General features: G+C 72.9%; 12 protein-coding genes. 7 read left to right on the top strand and 5 right to left on the bottom strand.

Annotated features, from left to right (window positions below):
* Nucleotides 1-48: 48 nt before the first annotated feature.
* Nucleotides 49-2,703 carry a glycoside hydrolase family 9 protein gene (locus tag QNO07_RS15845; RefSeq protein ID WP_502961860.1) on the top strand — a complete coding sequence of 885 codons (2,655 nt, stop codon included), beginning with the start codon at nt 49-51 and terminating at the stop codon, nt 2,701-2,703.
* A gap of 176 nt (nt 2,704-2,879) precedes the next feature.
* Here QNO07_RS15845 and QNO07_RS15840 read toward each other — a convergent pair whose 3' ends face one another.
* Both QNO07_RS15840 and QNO07_RS15835 read right to left on the bottom strand, forming a co-directional pair.
* On the bottom strand, nt 2,880-4,409 hold the full coding sequence (locus QNO07_RS15840) for a sensor histidine kinase (RefSeq protein WP_283992657.1): 1,530 nt from the start codon (nt 4,407-4,409) through the stop codon (nt 2,880-2,882).
* Nucleotides 4,402-5,064, bottom strand: coding sequence for a response regulator transcription factor (locus tag QNO07_RS15835; protein WP_283992656.1), 663 nt, complete (start codon nt 5,062-5,064; stop codon nt 4,402-4,404). The genes QNO07_RS15840 and QNO07_RS15835 overlap by 8 nt, the downstream gene beginning before the upstream one ends.
* Before the next feature lie 127 nt (nt 5,065-5,191).
* Between QNO07_RS15835 and QNO07_RS15830 the strand changes: the two genes are divergently transcribed.
* Entirely contained in the window at nt 5,192-5,926 is a 735-nt protein-coding gene (locus QNO07_RS15830) for a PepSY domain-containing protein (protein ID WP_283992655.1), read from the top strand.
* 48 nt (nt 5,927-5,974) lie between these two features.
* Here the strand turns inward: QNO07_RS15830 and meaB are convergent, their stop codons facing one another.
* Nucleotides 5,975-6,934: a methylmalonyl Co-A mutase-associated GTPase MeaB gene (meaB, locus tag QNO07_RS15825; protein ID WP_283992654.1), complete on the bottom strand. Its 960-nt coding sequence runs from the start codon at nt 6,932-6,934 to the stop codon at nt 5,975-5,977.
* Between the two features lie 67 nt (nt 6,935-7,001).
* Nucleotides 7,002-8,204: an acetyl-CoA C-acetyltransferase gene (locus QNO07_RS15820; RefSeq protein WP_283992653.1), complete on the bottom strand. Its 1,203-nt coding sequence runs from the start codon at nt 8,202-8,204 to the stop codon at nt 7,002-7,004.
* Nucleotides 8,205-8,338: 134 nt separating this feature from the next.
* Between QNO07_RS15820 and mce the strand changes: the two genes are divergently transcribed.
* The 5 genes from mce (at nt 8,339) to QNO07_RS15795 (ending at nt 15,541) form a co-directional block, all read left to right on the top strand.
* Nucleotides 8,339-8,815 (top strand): methylmalonyl-CoA epimerase, encoded by a 477-nt coding sequence (gene mce, locus QNO07_RS15815; RefSeq protein WP_283992652.1) that lies wholly within the window; start codon nt 8,339-8,341, stop codon nt 8,813-8,815.
* 272 nt (nt 8,816-9,087) lie between these two features.
* Complete coding sequence (gene scy, locus QNO07_RS15810) at nt 9,088-12,468, top strand: polarized growth protein Scy (protein WP_283992651.1); 3,381 nt, start codon at nt 9,088-9,090, stop codon at nt 12,466-12,468.
* Nucleotides 12,469-12,592: 124 nt separating this feature from the next.
* Complete coding sequence (locus QNO07_RS15805; protein WP_283992650.1) at nt 12,593-13,534, top strand: coiled-coil domain-containing protein; 942 nt, start codon at nt 12,593-12,595, stop codon at nt 13,532-13,534.
* A gap of 217 nt (nt 13,535-13,751) precedes the next feature.
* Nucleotides 13,752-14,765, top strand: a complete 1,014-nt coding sequence (locus QNO07_RS15800) for an ABC transporter ATP-binding protein (protein ID WP_283992649.1) — start codon at nt 13,752-13,754, stop codon at nt 14,763-14,765.
* A 5-nt stretch (nt 14,766-14,770) separates the two neighbouring features.
* The gene (locus QNO07_RS15795) at nt 14,771-15,541 is read left to right on the top strand and encodes an ABC-2 transporter permease family protein (protein WP_283992648.1); all 771 of its coding nucleotides are present in this window, start codon (nt 14,771-14,773) and stop codon (nt 15,539-15,541) included.
* Nucleotides 15,542-15,678: 137 nt separating this feature from the next.
* On the opposite strand, the gene QNO07_RS15790 is transcribed toward QNO07_RS15795, so the two are convergent.
* Nucleotides 15,679-16,005, bottom strand: coding sequence for an Rv1322 family protein (locus tag QNO07_RS15790; RefSeq protein WP_283992647.1), 327 nt, complete (start codon nt 16,003-16,005; stop codon nt 15,679-15,681).
* Between the last annotated feature and the right edge of the window lie 9 nt (nt 16,006-16,014).

Here is a 16,014-nt window from a genome sequence, read left to right as displayed (position 1 = left end):
TACCTGCCCGCCCCGTCGCTCCCGTCCCCCACTCGGAAGGACCGATCCATGACACCTCACCCGCCCCCTGGGCGCCCGCCTCAGGGCAGACACCGCTTAGTGGGGGCCCTCGCCCTCGCCGGTCTGCTGGCGACCGCAATGACGGCACCCGCCCTCGGTGCCGAGCCGGAAGCACCCGCACCGGAACTGATCACCAACGGTGACTTCTCCGACGGCACCACCGGCTGGTGGTGGACCGAGGGCAACCCCGGCACGGTCGTCGACGGCCGACTGTGCTCCGAGGTCCCGGCCGGCACGACGAACCCCTGGGACGCCATCGTCGGACAGAACGGCCTCCGGCTCGCGGCCGGTGAGAGTTACACCCTCCGCTACACGGCAACCTCCACGGTGCCGCTCACCATCCGGGCCAACGTCCAGATGGCGACCGACCCCTACACGGCGGAGCTCTCCGCGGCCGACCGGATCGACGACACCGCCGAACCCGTCGAGCACACCTTCACCGCCGGGGCCGACCACGGGGCCGCCCAGCTGGCCTTCCAGATCGGCGGCAGCAAGGAGGCGTACACCTTCTGCCTGGACGACGTCTCGCTGACCGGCGGAACCGAACCACCCCCCTACGAGCCCGACACCGGCTCCCCAGTGCGCGTCAACCAGGTCGGCTACCTCACGAAGGCGCCCAAGAACGGCACCGTGGTCACCGACGCCACCGAACCGCTCGCCTGGGAACTCAAGGACGCTGAGGGCGCCGGGGTCGCGAGCGGCAAGACGGTTCCCGCGGGCATCGATCCCACATCCCGCCAGAACGTCCACACCTTCGACTTCAGCAAGGTCAGGGCGGTTGGTGAGGGCTACACCGTCAGCGTCGGCGAGGACACCAGCGAGCCGTTCACCATCGGCGACGACCTGTACGGCTCGCTGCGCTCCGACGCGCTCGCGTACTTTTACCACAACCGCAGCGGCATCAGGATCGAGGCGGATCTCGTCGGTGCGGAGTACGCACGGCCGGCCGGACATGTCGGTGTGGCGCCCAACCAGGGCGACCTCGACGTGCCGTGCCAGGAAGGGGTGTGCGACTACCGCCTCGACGTCTCCGGAGGCTGGTACGACGCCGGTGACCACGGCAAGTACGTCGTCAACGGCGGCATCTCCGTGGCCCAGGTCATGGCCAACTTCGAGCGCACCCAGCACGTCGACGGTGCGGACGGCGAGGCCCTCGGCGACGGCAGGCTCCGGGTTCCCGAGCGCGGCAACGACGTCCCGGACATCCTGGACGAGGCCCGCTGGCAGCTGGACTTCCTGATGAAGATGCAGGTGCCCGAGGGCGAGGAACTGGCCGGCATGGCGCACCACAAGATCCACGACCGGGCGTGGACCGGTCTGCCGCTGCTGCCGAGCGAGGACCCGCAACCACGCGAGCTGCACCCGCCGACCACCGCGGCCACGCTCAACCTCGCCGCGAGCGCCGCCCAGTGCGCCCGCCTGTTCAAGCCGTACGACGCCGACTTCGCCGCACGGTGCCTGAAGGCGGCCAAGACCGCCTGGACGGCGGCCGAGGCCAACCCGGACGTGCTCGCCGATCCGCTCGACGGCACCGGCGGCGGCGCGTACAGCGACGACGAGGTGGCGGACGAGTTCTACTGGGCGGCGGCGGAGCTGTTCGTCACCACCGGCGAGGACACCTACCGGCAGGCGCTCCTCGACTCCGAGCTGCACGGCGACACCGAGGCGGTCTTCCCGCGCGCCGGAATCTCCTGGCAGTCGACCGCCGGGCTCGGCGGGCTGAGCCTGGCGACCGTGCCCAGCAAGCTGACGGACGGCCAACTCCGGTCGATCCGCGCCATGCTGGTCAAGGCGGCCGACGGTTTCGCCGAGGACGCCGCGAACTCCGCGTACGGCGTGCCGTACGCCCCGGAGGGCAACGAGTACGTCTGGGGCTCCAACAGCCAGGTCCTCAACAACATGGTCGTACTGGCCACCGCCCACGACCTGACGGGCGAGGCCCGCTACCGCGACGCGGTGCTCAGCGGCATGGAGTACCTGCTGGGCCGCAATCCGCTCAACCAGTCCTACGTCACCGGTTACGGCGAGCGGGACTCCAAGAACCAGCACCACAGGTTCTGGGCCAACCAGCTCGACGCCTCGCTGCCGAACCCGCCCCCCGGCTCGGTGGCGGGCGGGCCCAACGTCGGCATCGAGGACCCGGTGGCGCAGAAGCACCTCCAGGGGTGTGCTCCGGCGATGTGCTACATCGACGACATCGGGTCGTGGGCGACCAACGAGATCACCATCAACTGGAACGCGCCGCTGGCGTGGGTGGCGTCGTACCTGGACGACCTCGGTGACGGGACGGGCGGCGAGGACGGCGGACCGGGCGGCGCCGAGTGCCGGGTGTCGTACACCTCGCACCGCTGGGACGGCGGCTTCACCACCCAGGTCGTCCTCACCAACACCGGGTCGGCCGAGGTCAGCCCCTGGGAGCTGAAGTGGGCCTTCTCCGACGACCAGCGCGTCACGCACACCTGGAACGCCAGGATCACGCAGGACGGCCGTGAGGTCACCGCGAGGCCGGTGAGCTGGAACACGGCCGTTCCGCCCGGCGGCACGGTGAACTTCGGCTTCAACGGCACAGCCGGAAGCGGGGCCGCCGACCCGGGCGCCTTCACCCTCGGCGGCCGGAAGTGCGAGGCGGCGCCCGGCCGGTGAGCCGGGAGCACGCACCGAACCGGTGATCCGTCACCGGTGACCGCTGTGGCGAACACGGCGCGCGCCTCCCGAGTGAGAGGCCCCGGCCCACCGGCCGGGGCCTCTGCGCTCCCAGCGGCGTCACCGGCCCCCTGACCGGCGGCTTCGGCCCGTTGCAGCACCGGTTCCGGGCGTCGCTAGCCGTCACCCGGCGGGTCCGCGGGCGCCGGGTCGGCGGCTGGCAGGCGCAGCACGAACAGCGCGCCGCCCTCCGGCGCCCGGTCGGCGTGCAGGGTGCCGCCGTGCCGGTGGGCGACCTCGCGGGCGATGGCCAGGCCGAGTCCCGCGCCGCCGTCGTCCCGGCTGCGGGCGTCGTCGAGCCGGACGAAGCGCTCGAAGACGCGCTCACGCTCGTCGTCCGGCACACCCTGCCCGTCGTCGGCCACCTCCAGCACGGCCCACTCGCCGCCCGGCACCCTGCGGACCGACACCCGCACCGACGCCGCCGCGTGGCGCTGGGCGTTGTCCAGCAGGTTGCGCAGCACCCGGGCGAGCTGCCCGGCCGACCCCACCACCTCCACGTCCGCCAGCGGCTCGGCCCGCACCGCGAACCGGTCTGCGGGTCGCCGCGCGACCTCCTCGCCGACCAGCGCGGCCAGCGCGACGTGCCGGCGGGTGTGCCGCTCCCCGGCGTCGAGCCGGGCCAGCAGCAGCAGGTCGGCGGCGAGGTCCTGGAGCCGGACGGTGTCCTGCACGGCACCCGCGACGTCCAGCAACTCCGGGTGGGCCTCCCCTACTTCGAGCTGGGTACGCAGGGAGGCGATCGGGCTGCGCAGCTCGTGCGAGGCGTCAGCGACGAACCGCCGCTGGCGCTCCACGGAACCCTCCAGGGCGGCGAGCGTCTCGTTGGTCGTCCGGGCCAGCCGGCCGACCTCGTCGGCGACCGGCGGCTCCGGCACCCGCCGGGACAGGTCGGTGGACCGGGTGATCTCGGCCATCTCCCGTCGGATGCCCTCCACCGGGCGCAGCGCGCGCCGCGTCACCCGCCAGGTGGTGACGGCCACCACGGCCAGCAGCAGCGGGGAGCCGACCAGCAAAGCGGTGCGTACGGTGCCCAGCGCCGCCTGCTCGACGGCGAGTTCGGCCCCGGCGTACACGGTGAGCGCCTCGCCCTGCGGTGTGCGCGCCTCCGCGACGGCGAAGCGGTAGTCCCGGCGTTCGCCGTCCTCGGTCGCGGTGCCGTCGGCGAAGTCGATGTCGTCACCCACCTCGCCGGGTCCGATCACCTCCGTTCCGTCCGCGCCCTGGTCGCGGGCGTCGTCGTCATCGTCGTCATCGTCGTCGTCCCCGTCGTCGTCCCCGTCGTCGTCTCGGCCGGTGGGGGACGGTGAGGCGGTCGACCGCAGGGCGGCCGGCACCGGGGTGACGCTGCCGTCGGCCGTGCCGGTGATGCCCTCCAGCCCCTCGCTGACGGCCCGCACCCGCCCCCGCTCGTCGAGGATCTGCACCGGCCCGTCCAGCGACAGGTCACCCAGGTCGGTGCCGGTGGCGATCTGTCCGGCCGCGTCCCGGGCCCGCACCTCCGCGCGCAGTTCCACCTCGCGCAGCAGGTTGGCCTGGAGCAGCCACAGCACCGCCGCCCCCGCGGCGGCCAGCGCCAGCGCGACCACGACGGTGGCGCCCAGCGTCGCCTGGGCACGGACCGAGCGGAACAGCCGGCTAGCCACCGGACACCAGCCGGTACCCGGCGCCGCGCACCGTCACGATGAGGTCCGCGCCGAGCTTGCGGCGCAGCGCGCTCACGTAGACCTCGACGATGTTGGGGTCGCCGTCGTAGGCGAAGTCCCACACGTGCTCCAGGATGTCGGCCTTCGACACCACCTCGCCGGGCCGGACCGCGAGGTGTTCCAGCACGGCGAACTCCTTGGCGGTGAGCGTGACCGGCTGCCCGTCCCGTTCGACCCGGTGGGCGGCCCGGTCCACCGTCAGGTCACCGAGCCGCAGCACCGGCGAGGATCCGTTGCCGCGCCGCCGCAGCAGCGCCCTGACCCGGGCGAGCAGCACGACGTAGGAGAACGGCTTGGTGAGGTAGTCGTCCGCGCCGGTGTCGAGCCCTTCCGCCTCGTCGTACTCGCCGTCCTTGGCGGTGAGCATCAGGATGGGCGTCTCGAACCCGGCGGCGCGCAGCGCGGCGCAGATCCGGTAGCCGTTCATCCCGGGCAGCATGATGTCGAGGATCACCAGGTCGTGGCCGCCTTCGGTGGCCAGGTGCAGGCCCTCGCGGCCGTCGTGGGCGACGTCGACGGCGAAACCCTCGGCGGTGAGGCCCCGGGCGAGGGACACGGCGAGTCTTCGCTCGTCCTCCACGATCAGCACGCGCATGCGCCCAGCCTGTCAGAAGCAACCTGAAGCGATCTTCAGGTTGCTTCAGCGGGGCTTCAGGTTCGCCCGGCCATGGTGGAACCACTCGGCCGGAACACCGGTCGCTGCCACCACTGGGGAGGACCTCATGAAGCGCAACGTGATCATCGCGACCCTCGCCGCCTCCGGCGTCATCGCGGGCGGCGTGGTCGCCGGCACCGCTCTGGCGGACGACGACAGCCGCGACAGCACGCCGCGCAGCCTGCGCACGGCCGACGCCGCCGACCGGCAGGCCGGCGACGGCACTCGCGAGGGGCGCGACGGCAACGAGCGCCGCTCGGCGTCGGTGAGCGCGGCCGAGGCCGTGGAGCGGGCGCTGAAGGAGGTGCCGGGTACGGCCGCGGGCCTGGAGCGGGAGGACGACGACCGGGTCTGGGAGGTCGACGTCGTGGCCGAGGACGGCTCCTGGCGCCTGGTCGAGGTGGACCGCTCGACCGGGGACGTGGTCGCCAACCGCGCCGAGCGCGACAGTGACGACTTCGGTGACGACGACGGTGACGACGACCGCCGGGACGCCGGGGCGTTGCGCGGCTTCCTCGCGAAGGCCGAGGTGAGCGCGGCGGACGCGGCCCGCATCGCGGCGGGCGAGAAGGCGGGCCCGATCGAGGAGCTGGAGCTGAACGACCGCGGCACGGCCTGGAAGGTCGAGCTGGGTGGCAAGGACGACGACCGGGAGCTGCGCGTCGACGCCGCCTCCGGCAAGGTCACCGTGCTGGACGACGATGCCGACGACGACCGCCGGGACGACGACCGCGACGACGACCGGGACAGCAAGGACGACGACTCAGACGACGACCGCGACGACGACCGCCGCGACGGCTGAACCGGCTGGGCCGCCTGAACCGCCTGGGCCCCGGTGACCGCCGCCGGCTCAGCCCTCCGTGACCGACGCGATCAGTTCGTCCGCGGCGGCGTAGGGGTCGGTGGTGCCGGCGACGATGCGCTCGGCGAGCGCGCTCAGCCGGCGGTCGCCGTGCAGGTCCGCGATGCGCTCCCGCAGGGCGGTCACCGCGATGGTCTCCACCTCGCGGGCCGCCCGGCGGGTACGGCGCTCGGCGAGCACTCCGCGCTCCTCCATCCAGGCGCGGTGCTTCTCCAGCGCCTCCACCACCTCGTCCACGCCCTCCGACCGGCTGGCCACCGTCTTGACGATGGGCGGGCGCCAGTCGCCCGGGCCGCGGGACTCACCGAGTCCCAGCATGTGGTTCAGCTCCCGGGTGGTCGCGTCGGCCCCGTCCCGGTCGGCCTTGTTGACGACGTAGACGTCGCCGATCTCCAGGATCCCGGCCTTGGCGGCCTGGACACCGTCGCCCATGCCGGGCGCCAGCAGCACCACGGAGGTGTCGGCCTGGGCGGCGATCTCCACCTCCGACTGCCCGACGCCGACCGTCTCGACGAGGACCACGTCGCAGCCGGCCGCGTCGAGTACCCGGATCGCCTGCGGCGCGGACCAGGCGAGCCCGCCGAGGTGGCCGCGGGTCGCCATCGAGCGGATGTAGACACCGGGGTCGGAGGCGTGGTCGGACATGCGGATGCGGTCGCCCAGCAGTGCGCCGCCGGAGAACGGCGACGAGGGGTCGACCGCGAGCACGCCCACCCGGCGGCCCGCCCTGCGGTAGGCGGTCACCAGCGCCGAGGTGGTGGTCGACTTGCCCACGCCGGGTGAGCCGGTCAGGCCCACCACGTAGGCGTTGCCCGTGAAGGGCGCCAGTGCCGCCATCACCTCGCGCAGCTGCGGGGACGCCCCCTCCACCAGGGAGATCAACCGGGCCACGGCCCGGGGCTTGCCCTGCCGTGCCTGGTCGACCAGTTGGGGGACGTCCACCGCCATGCGTGCTGCGCTCCTCGCTCGTGTCCGCTGCCGCCGCCCCGGTGGGGCGGCGGTACCTGCCCGGTGGTTACCGACCCGGGACCTTGACGATCAGGGCGTCGCCCTGGCCGCCGCCGCCGCAGAGCGCCGCCGCGCCGGTGCCGCCGCCGCGCCGCCGCAGCTCCAGCGCCAGGTGCAGCACGATACGTGCGCCGGACATGCCGATGGGGTGGCCGAGCGCGATCGCACCGCCGTTGACGTTCACCTTTTCGGGGAGCACCCCGAGGTCCTTCATTGACTGGTGCGAGACGGCCGCGAACGCCTCGTTGATCTCGATGAGGTCCAGGTCCTCGACGCCGAGCCCCTCCTTCTTCAGCGCGTGCCGGATGGCGTTCGACGGCTGCGACTGGAGCGAGTTGTCCGGGCCGGCCACGTTGCCGTGCGCGCCGATCTCGGCGATCCACTCCAGGCCCAGCTCCTCGGCCTTGGCGCGGCTCATCACGACCACGGCAGCGGCACCGTCGGAGATCTGCGAGGCGGTGCCGGCGGTGATGGTGCCGTCCTTGGCGAAGGCGGGGCGCAGCTTGCCGAGGGACTCCTCGGTGGTCGCTCCGCGGATGCCCTCGTCCTGGCTGAAGACGACCGGCTCGCCCTTGCGCTGCGGGATCTCCACGGGGGTGATCTCGGCTTCGAAGAGGCCGTTCTTCTGCGCGGCGGCGGCCCGCTGGTGCGATGCGGCGGCGATGCGGTCCTGCTCGGCGCGGCCGATGCCCAGGCGGGTGTTGTGCTTCTCGGTGGACTCCCCCATGGCCACGTTCTCGAAGGCGTCGGTGAGGCCGTCATGGGCCATCGCGTCCAGCATCTCCACCGCGCCGTACTTGTATCCGGCGCGGGACTTGGGCAGCAGGTGGGGCGCGTTGGTCATGGACTCCTGGCCGCCGGCCACCACCACGTCGAACTCGCCGGCCCGGATCAGCTGGTCGGCCAGCGCGATGGCGTCCAGGCCGGAGAGGCAGACCTTGTTGACGGTCAGCGCGGGCACGTTCATCGGGATGCCGGCCTTGACGGCGGCCTGGCGGGCCGGGATCTGTCCCGCGCCGGCCTGCAGCACCTGGCCCATGATCACGTACTGGACCTGGTCACCGCCGATGCCGGCCCGGTCGAGCGCGGCCTTGATGGCGAACCCGCCGAGGTCCGCGCCGGAGAAGGAGGCGAGCGAGCCGAGGAGGCGCCCCATGGGCGTCCGGGCGCCCGCGACGATCACTGAGGTGGTGCCGGTGGTGCCAGTCATGCTGCGACCCCTTCGGAGAAGGAAGTGAACGAGGGTTAATCCAATGTACTGAGCAGTACAGGCCAAGGTCACCGGTCGGCACGTGTGACCGTGCGCACGTTGCGTAACCGGTCCCGGAGCGGTGTCCTGGTTCCATGCTGACGCGTATCGACCACATCGGGATCGCCTGTTTCGACCTGGACCGCACCGTGGCCTTCTACCGGGACACCTACGGCTTCGAGGTGTTCCACACCGAGGTCAACGAGGAGCAGGGCGTCCGGGAGGCCATGATCAGGATCAACGGCGCCGACGACGGCGGCGCCTCCTACCTCCAGCTCCTGGAGCCGACCAGCGACGAGTCCACCGTCGCGAAGTGGCTGGCGAAGAACGGCGAGGGTGTGCACCACATCGCCTTCGGCACGGCGGACGTGGACGGCGAAGCGGAAGCCGTGCGCGGCAAGGGCGTGCGGGTGCTCTACGACGAGCCGCGCACCGGGTCCATGGGCTCGCGCATCACCTTCCTGCACCCCAAGGACTGCCACGGCGTACTGACCGAGCTGGTGACGTCCGCTTCCTCGGCAGATGCTCAGGCCGATACCGCGGCCGATGCCCCGGCCGGCTCCGGGCACTGAGGCGGACCGGACCGCGCACCCGCCCCGGCCTGGTTCCGGCCGCGCCCGACGCAAGCCCCCGCAGCTAAACGGAATCTGTCCATCCTCCACAACGGCGAAGCCGCCCGTCCAGAACATCGGTAGAGTGGCCGGGCGGCGACCAGCCGCGGGCCGGACAGGGCCCGTTCCGCGTCCCGCCGATGATCTGACACCATTTCGTCAGAGCGTTCTTCGGGGCGCTCGTCGGAATACGCAGTTCACCTTGTCTACCAGGGGACGGATGGGACCGCGCAGTGCGGGGCTACGACCGCTACGAGGCTGACGATCACCTGTCGCGCTTCGAGGCCGAGATGGATCGGCTGAAGAAGGAGCGGGACAAGGCCGTCAGCCATGCCGACGACCTCGGCTACCAGGTTGAGGTGCTGCGCGCCAAGCTGCACGAGGCGCGCCGCGGCCTTGCCGCGCGCCCGGCCGGCTTCGACAACCTCAACGGCCAGGCCGAGCAGCTGCTGCGCAACGCGCAGATGCAGGCCGACCAGCTCCGCGCGGACGCCGACCGGGAGCTGCGCGACGTCAGGGCGCAGGCCCAGCGCCTCCACCAGGAGCAGGCCGAGGCGCACTCCCGCCTGGAGGCGGAGCTGCACGCCGAGGCGGTCCGCCGCCGGCAGCAGCTCGATCAGGAGCTCTCCGAGCGTCGCGCGACCGTCGAGTCCCACGTCAACGAGAACGTCGCCTGGGCCGAGCAGCTGCGGGCCCGTGCCGAGGCCCAGTCGCGCCGCCTCATGGACGAGTCCCGGGCGGAGGCCGAGCAGGCGCTCGCCGCGGCCCGCGCCGAGGCGCAGCGCATCACCGAGCAGTCCAGGGAGCGGCTCACCACCGAGGCCGAGACGGCCCGCAACGAGGCCGAGTCGCTGCTGCGCCGCGCCAGGGCGGACGCCGAGCGCCTGCTGAGCGCCGCGTCCAGCCAGGCGCAGGAGGCCACCGACCACGCCGAGCAGCTTCGCACCAGCACCGCGTCGGAGTCGGAGACGTCCCGCCGGGAGGCGGCCGGGCTGGTCCGTCGCGCCGGGGAGCGCATGCAGGAGGCGGAGACGTCCCTGCGGGAGGCGCGGGCCCGCGCGGAGAAGCTGGTCGAGGAGGCGCGGGAGACGGCCTCGAAGCGGCTCGCGGACGCCGAGTCGGCGAACGAGCAGCGGGTGCGGACCGCCAGGGCTGAGATCGCGCGCATGGTCGGGGAGGCCACCAAGGAGGCCGAGACGTCCAAGGCGGAGGCCGAGCAGGCGCTCGCCGACGCCCGCGCCGACGCCGAGCGGCTGGTCGCCGAGGCCAAGGAGAAGGCCAGGGCGATCTCGGCGGAGGAGTCCGCCGCGCAGCTCGCCGAAGCCGCCCGCAAGGCCGAGGAGCTGGTCAGCAAGGCCGCCGAGGAGGCCCGCTCCACCACCCGCGCGGCGGCCGAGGAGGCCGAGCGGCTGCGCCGGGAGGCCGAGCAGGAGGCCGACCGCCTGCGGGCGCAGGCGCATGACACCGCCGAGCAGCTGAAGGGCGCCGCGCAGGACGACACCGAGGAGTACCGCGCCAAGACGGTCGAGCTCCAGGAGGAGGCGCGCCGGCTGCGCGGCGAGGCCGAGCAGTTGCGGGCCGAGGCCGTCGAGGAGGGCGAGCGCCTCCGCGGCGAGGCCCGCAAGGACGCCGTCCAGCAGATCGAGGAGGCGGCCGGCCGGGCCGAGGAGCTGCTGAGCCAGGCCAAGGCCGACGCCGAGGAGACCCGCGAGTCGGCGGTCTCCGAGGGTGAGCGGGTCCGCACCGACGCGATCGAGCGGGCCACCAGTCTGCGCCGCCAGGCCGACGAGGTGCTGGAGCGGGCCCGCGCCGAGGCGGAGGAGCTGCGCAGCGGCGCCGAGCAGCAGGCCGAGCAGGCCCGCGCCGACGCCGAGGAGGCGGCCCGCCGCACCCGCGAGGAGGCCGAGCAGCAGGCCGAGCAGGCCCGCGCCGACGCCGCCGACGAGCTGACCCGCCTCCGCGAGGAGGCCGCGTCCCGGGTCACCGCCGCCGAGGAGCAGCTCGCGGAGGCGCGGACCGAGGCCGAACGCCTCCGCGAGGAGGCGCGCACGGAGACGGAGCGGCTGCGTGCCGAGTCCGCCGAGCGCATCCGCACCCTCCAGCAGCAGGCGGAGGAGGAGGCGCAGCGGCTGCGCGACGACGCCGCCGCCGACTCCTCGCAGGCGCGCGCCGAGGGTGAGGCCGTCGCGGTGCGGCTGCGCAGCGACGCCGCCGCGGAGGCCGAACGGCTGCGGGCCGAGGCGCAGGAGACGGCCGACCGGGTGCGCGCGGAGGCGAACGCCGCCGCGGAGCGGGCCGGCGCGGAGGCGGCCGAGACGCTGGCAGCGGCGCAGGAGGAGGCCGCACGCCGACGCCGGGAGGCCGACGACCTGCTGGCGGACGCCCGCGAGGAGGCGCACCGCGAGCGCACCCAGGCCCGCGAGCAGAGCGAGGAGCTGCTGGCCTCGGCCCGTGTCCGGGTCGAGGAGGCGCAGTCCGAGGCCGCGCGGCTGGTGGAGGAGGCCGAGCGCCGCGCCACGGAGTTGGTGGCCGCCGCCGACGAGCACGCCAAACAGGTCCGGGACTCCGTGGCCGGGCTGCGCGAGCAGGCCGACGAGGAGATCGCCGGGCTGCGGCGGGCCGCCGAGCACGCCGTGGCGACGCTGCGCCGGGACGCCGAGGAGGAGACCGACGCCGCCAAGTCGCTTGCCGAGCGCACCGTCTCGGAGGCGATCGCGGAGGCGGACCGGCTGCGCACCTCCGCCGAGGACGCCGGGGAGCAGGCGCGGGCGGAGGCCGACCGGGTGCGGGACGAGGCCCGCCGGGACTCCTCCCGCAAGCTGACCGAGGCCGCCGAGCAGGCCGACCAACTCGTGGCGAAGGCGCAGGAGGAGGCGCTGCGCGCGGGAGCGGCGGCCGAGGAGCAGGCCGACACCATGGTCGGTGCCGCCCGGCGCGAGTCGGAGCGGCTGCTGGCGGAGGCACGCGGCGAGAGCAGCAACCTGGTCGAGAAGGCCCGCAAGGACTCCAACACCATGCTGGAGGAGGCCCGTCGGGACGCCGCCGCGATACGCGAGCGCACCGAGGAGCTGCGCACCCGGGTGGAGAGTGAGGTCGAGGAGCTGCACGACCGGGCCCGCCGGGAGTCGGCCGAGGCGATGAAGTCCGCCGGCGAGCGCTGCGACAAGCTGGTGGTCGCCGCGGAGGAGCAGTTGACGGCCGCGCAGGAGAAGGCCGCAGACATGGTCTCCGAGGCGAGTGCGGAGGCCAGCAAGGTGCGGATCGCCGCGGTGCGCAAGGCGGAGAACCTGCTGAAGGAGGCCGAGCAGAAGAAGGCCGCCATTATCAAGGAAGCCACCGAGCTGCGTACCGAGGCTGAGCGTGAGGCCAAGGAGATGGTGGACGAGGGCAGGCGCGAGCTCGACGTGCTGGTGCGCCGCCGTGCGGACATCAACACGGAGATCTCCCGTGTCCAGGACGTGCTTGAGGCGTTGGAGTCATTCGAGGCGCCGGGGGCCGGCGGCGGCAAGAGCGGGTCGAACAACGCGCACAGCGCCAACAGCGCCAACCACGGGGTCAAGGCGGGAGCCGGGGCGGGTACCACTCGCTCGGGTAGCAAGTCCGGGGACAGTTAGTCACTCGAACGAGCGCATCGCACCGGACATTCTCCATATCAAACCGGCATCCCTTCGTCGACACGCCGCTTGGGCCCCTAGGATTCCCTCTATCACCTCACCGGTCTCATTCGACAGGAACCCCATGAGCGACACTTCCTCTCCATTCGGCTTCGAGCTCGTGCGCCGTGGTTACGACCGCGGACAGGTGGACGACCGCATCACGAAGCTCGTCGCCGACCGTGACAGTGCACTGGCCCGCATCACCTCTCTGGAAAAGCGGATCGAGGAGCTGCACCTCGAGACGCAGAACGCGCAGGCTCAGGTCAGCGACTCCGAGCCCTCCTACGCCGGTCTCGGCGCGCGGGTCGAGAAGATCCTCCGCCTCGCCGAGGAGGAGGCCAAGGACCTGCGGGAAGAGGCCCGCCACGCCGCCGAGCAGCACCGCGAGCTCGCCGAGGGCGCCGCCCAGCAGGTCCGGGACGACGCCGAGGCGTTCGCCACCGACCGCAGGGCGAAGGCCGATGACGAGGGCGTCCGGATCGTCGAGAAGGCCAAGAGCGAGGCGGCCCAGCTGCGCTCCGAGGCCGACAAGGACGCGCAGTCCAAGCGCGAGGAGGCCGACGCCCTCTTCGAGGACACCCGCGCCAAGGCCGCCCAGGCCGCCGCCGACTTCGAGACCAACCTGGCCAAGCGCCGGGACCAGTCCGAGCGCGACCTGGCCTCCCGTCAGGCCAAGGCGGAGAAGCGTCTCGCCGAGATCGAGCACCGGGCGGAGCAGCTGCGCCTGGAGGCCGAGAAGCTCCGCACCGACGCCGAACGCCGCGCCCGCCAGACGGTGGAGACCGCGCAGCGCCAGGCCGAGGACATCGTCGCCGACGCCAACGCCAAGGCGGACCGCGTGCGCAGCGAGTCCGAGCGGGAGCTGGCGGCGCTCACCAACCGCCGCGACAGCATCAACGCCCAGCTCACCAACGTGCGCGAGATGCTGGCCACGCTCACCGGTGCCGCCGTCGCCGCCGCCGGCCAGCCGGCCGACTCCGACGAGGGCCTGTCCAAGGGCGTTCCGGCCCAGCAGTCCCGCTAGTCACCCGAGCACGGCCACAGCAGCCGGCCGTCCCGCGTCCGCTGCCCGGCACCGCCCCGCGCGGTGCCGGGCAGCGGCGCGTCCGGCGGCCGTGCAGGCGCTGCCGGAGGGGGTCCGACGGTGTGGGGCGCGGCCCGGCAGGAACGCGGCGGGAACGCCCGGTGGCCGTGCGGGGAACGGGCTGGCGTGCCGGACGCCCGGCCACTAGCGTCATCCCATGATCGAGCTAACGGAACTGACGAAACGGTACGGTGACACGACCGCGGTGGACGGTCTGAGCTTCACCGTCAAGCCGGGCATCGTCACCGGTTTCCTCGGTCCCAACGGGGCCGGAAAATCCACCACCATGCGCATGATGCTCGGCCTGGACCGGCCGACCTCGGGTGACGTGCGCATCGAAGGCAAGCACTACAAGGACCTGCAGGACCCGCTGAACGCCATCGGCGCTCTGCTGGAGGCCAAGGCCATCCACGGGGGCCGCACCGCCCGCAACCACCTGCTGTGGATGGCCCAGTCCAACGGCATCCCGCTGTCCCGGGTGGACGCGGTGCTGGAGATGGTCGGGCTGACCCAGGTCGCGCGCAAGCGGCCCAAGGGCTTCTCCCTGGGCATGGGCCAGCGGCTGGGCATCGCCGCGGCGCTGCTGGGCGAGCCGCGCATCCTGATGTTCGACGAACCCGTCAACGGGCTGGACCCCGAGGGCATCCAGTGGGTGCGCAACCTCATGAAGCAGCTGGCCTCGGAGGGCCGCACGGTCTTCGTCTCCAGCCACCTGATGAGCGAGATGGCGCTGACCGCCGAACACCTGGTGGTCATCGGGCAGGGCAAGCTGCTGGCGGACACCTCGATGAGCGAGTTCATCCGGGAGAACTCCCGCAGTTACGTGCGGGTGCGCACGCCCGAACCGGAGCGGTTCCGGGACGTGCTGAGCGCCGACGGGCTGACCCCGGCTCCCGGGGCCGACGGCACGATGGAGATCGACGGTGCCGAGGCCGCGCGGATCGGCGAACTGGCGGCCGAGCACCGGCTGGTGCTGCACGAGCTGAGCCCCCAGAAGGCTTCGCTGGAGGAGGCCTTCATGCAGCTCACCGCCGGTTCGGTGCAGTACCAGGCCCACGCCGGGGCCCCCGTCGTACCGCAGGCCGCCGGGGTGGCACCGGCGCCCGCCGCGCCCGTCATGGGTGACGCCGTACCCGACGCGGGTGCGGACCAGCAGAAGAAGGGATCGTAGAGGACATGGCCCACACGACACGGGTTCTCCAGTCGGAGTGGACCAAGGTCCGCACGATCCAGTCGACGATCTGGACACTCGTCGCCGCCTTCGGCGTGACGGTGGGCCTGGGCATGCTGCTCAGTCTGCTGATCAGCGTCAGCTTCGACGAGCTGCCGCGTGAGCAGCAGGTGACCTTCGACGCCACCGCGACCAGTTTCTCCGGCATGATCCTCGGCCAGCTCGCTGTGATCGCGTTCGGTGTGCTGGTGGTGTCCAGCGAGTACAGCACCGGCATGATCCGGGCGTCGCTGGGAGCGGTTCCGCAGCGCGGCACCCTGATGGCCACCAAGACGGTCGTCGCCACCGCGCTGGTGTTCGTGGTCGGAGTGATCACCGCCTTCACCTCGTTCCTGGTCAGCCAGCCGATCCTGGGTGATCGCGGAACCTCGCTGGGGGAGCCGAACGTACTGCGCGCGGTGTTCGGCGCCGCTCTCTTCATGACACTGATGGCGCTGTTCTCCATGGGCGTCGCCTGGATGCTGCGCAGCCCGCTGCTGTCGCTGGGCATCCTGATGCCGTTCTTCTTCCTCATCTCGACCATCCTCGGATCGATCGAGACCACGCGGAAGGTCGCCCAGTTCCTGCCGGACCAGGCGGGTTACCTGATGATGATGGTGGTGGACGACAACGTCGACCGGCCCTACGGGACGGTGGGCGGACTGCTGATCATGGTGGCCTGGACGGCTGCCGCGCTGATCGGCGGCTACGTCGTCCTCAAGCGCCGGGACGCCTGACCCGGCTGCCGCCCCTCGCAGCCTCTCGCTGTCCCTCCGCTGGCAGTTCGCCGCCGAAGCGGGCGGCACGTCGCCGTTCCCGGCGCGTGCCGCCCGCTTCGCGCGTGCGGACCACGGCGAAACGCTTCGCCCGGCCCTCAGTACCGCGGGGCGTTGCGGGAGCGCTGGAGGCGGGCGCCGCGGCGCTCGCGGGCGTTCCAGCAGGCCCGGTGCCAGTGCCTGCGGTCCTCCACGCCGCCGTCGCGCTGCCAGGCGACCAGGTGTGGGACGCCCGGGGGGATCTCCTGGTCGCATCCCGGGCAGCGGTAGTGCTTGGACGCCGCGCCGCCGGTGATCTGCCGTACCGCCCAGTCCTCGCCCTGCCAGCTGTCGGTGCGCTCCAGCCCGTAGCGCTCCCCCGCGTCGTCGTCCGCGCGGCGGCGTTCCGGTGGGGCACCGCGCGGGCGGTTTCGTCGCGGGGACACAGGTCACCT

Origin of the sequence: Streptomyces sp. 549 (assembly GCF_030124175.1) — a bacterium.
Lineage (GTDB): Bacteria > Actinomycetota > Actinomycetes > Streptomycetales > Streptomycetaceae > Streptomyces.
This window is presented reverse-complemented; position numbering and strand designations above follow the sequence as displayed.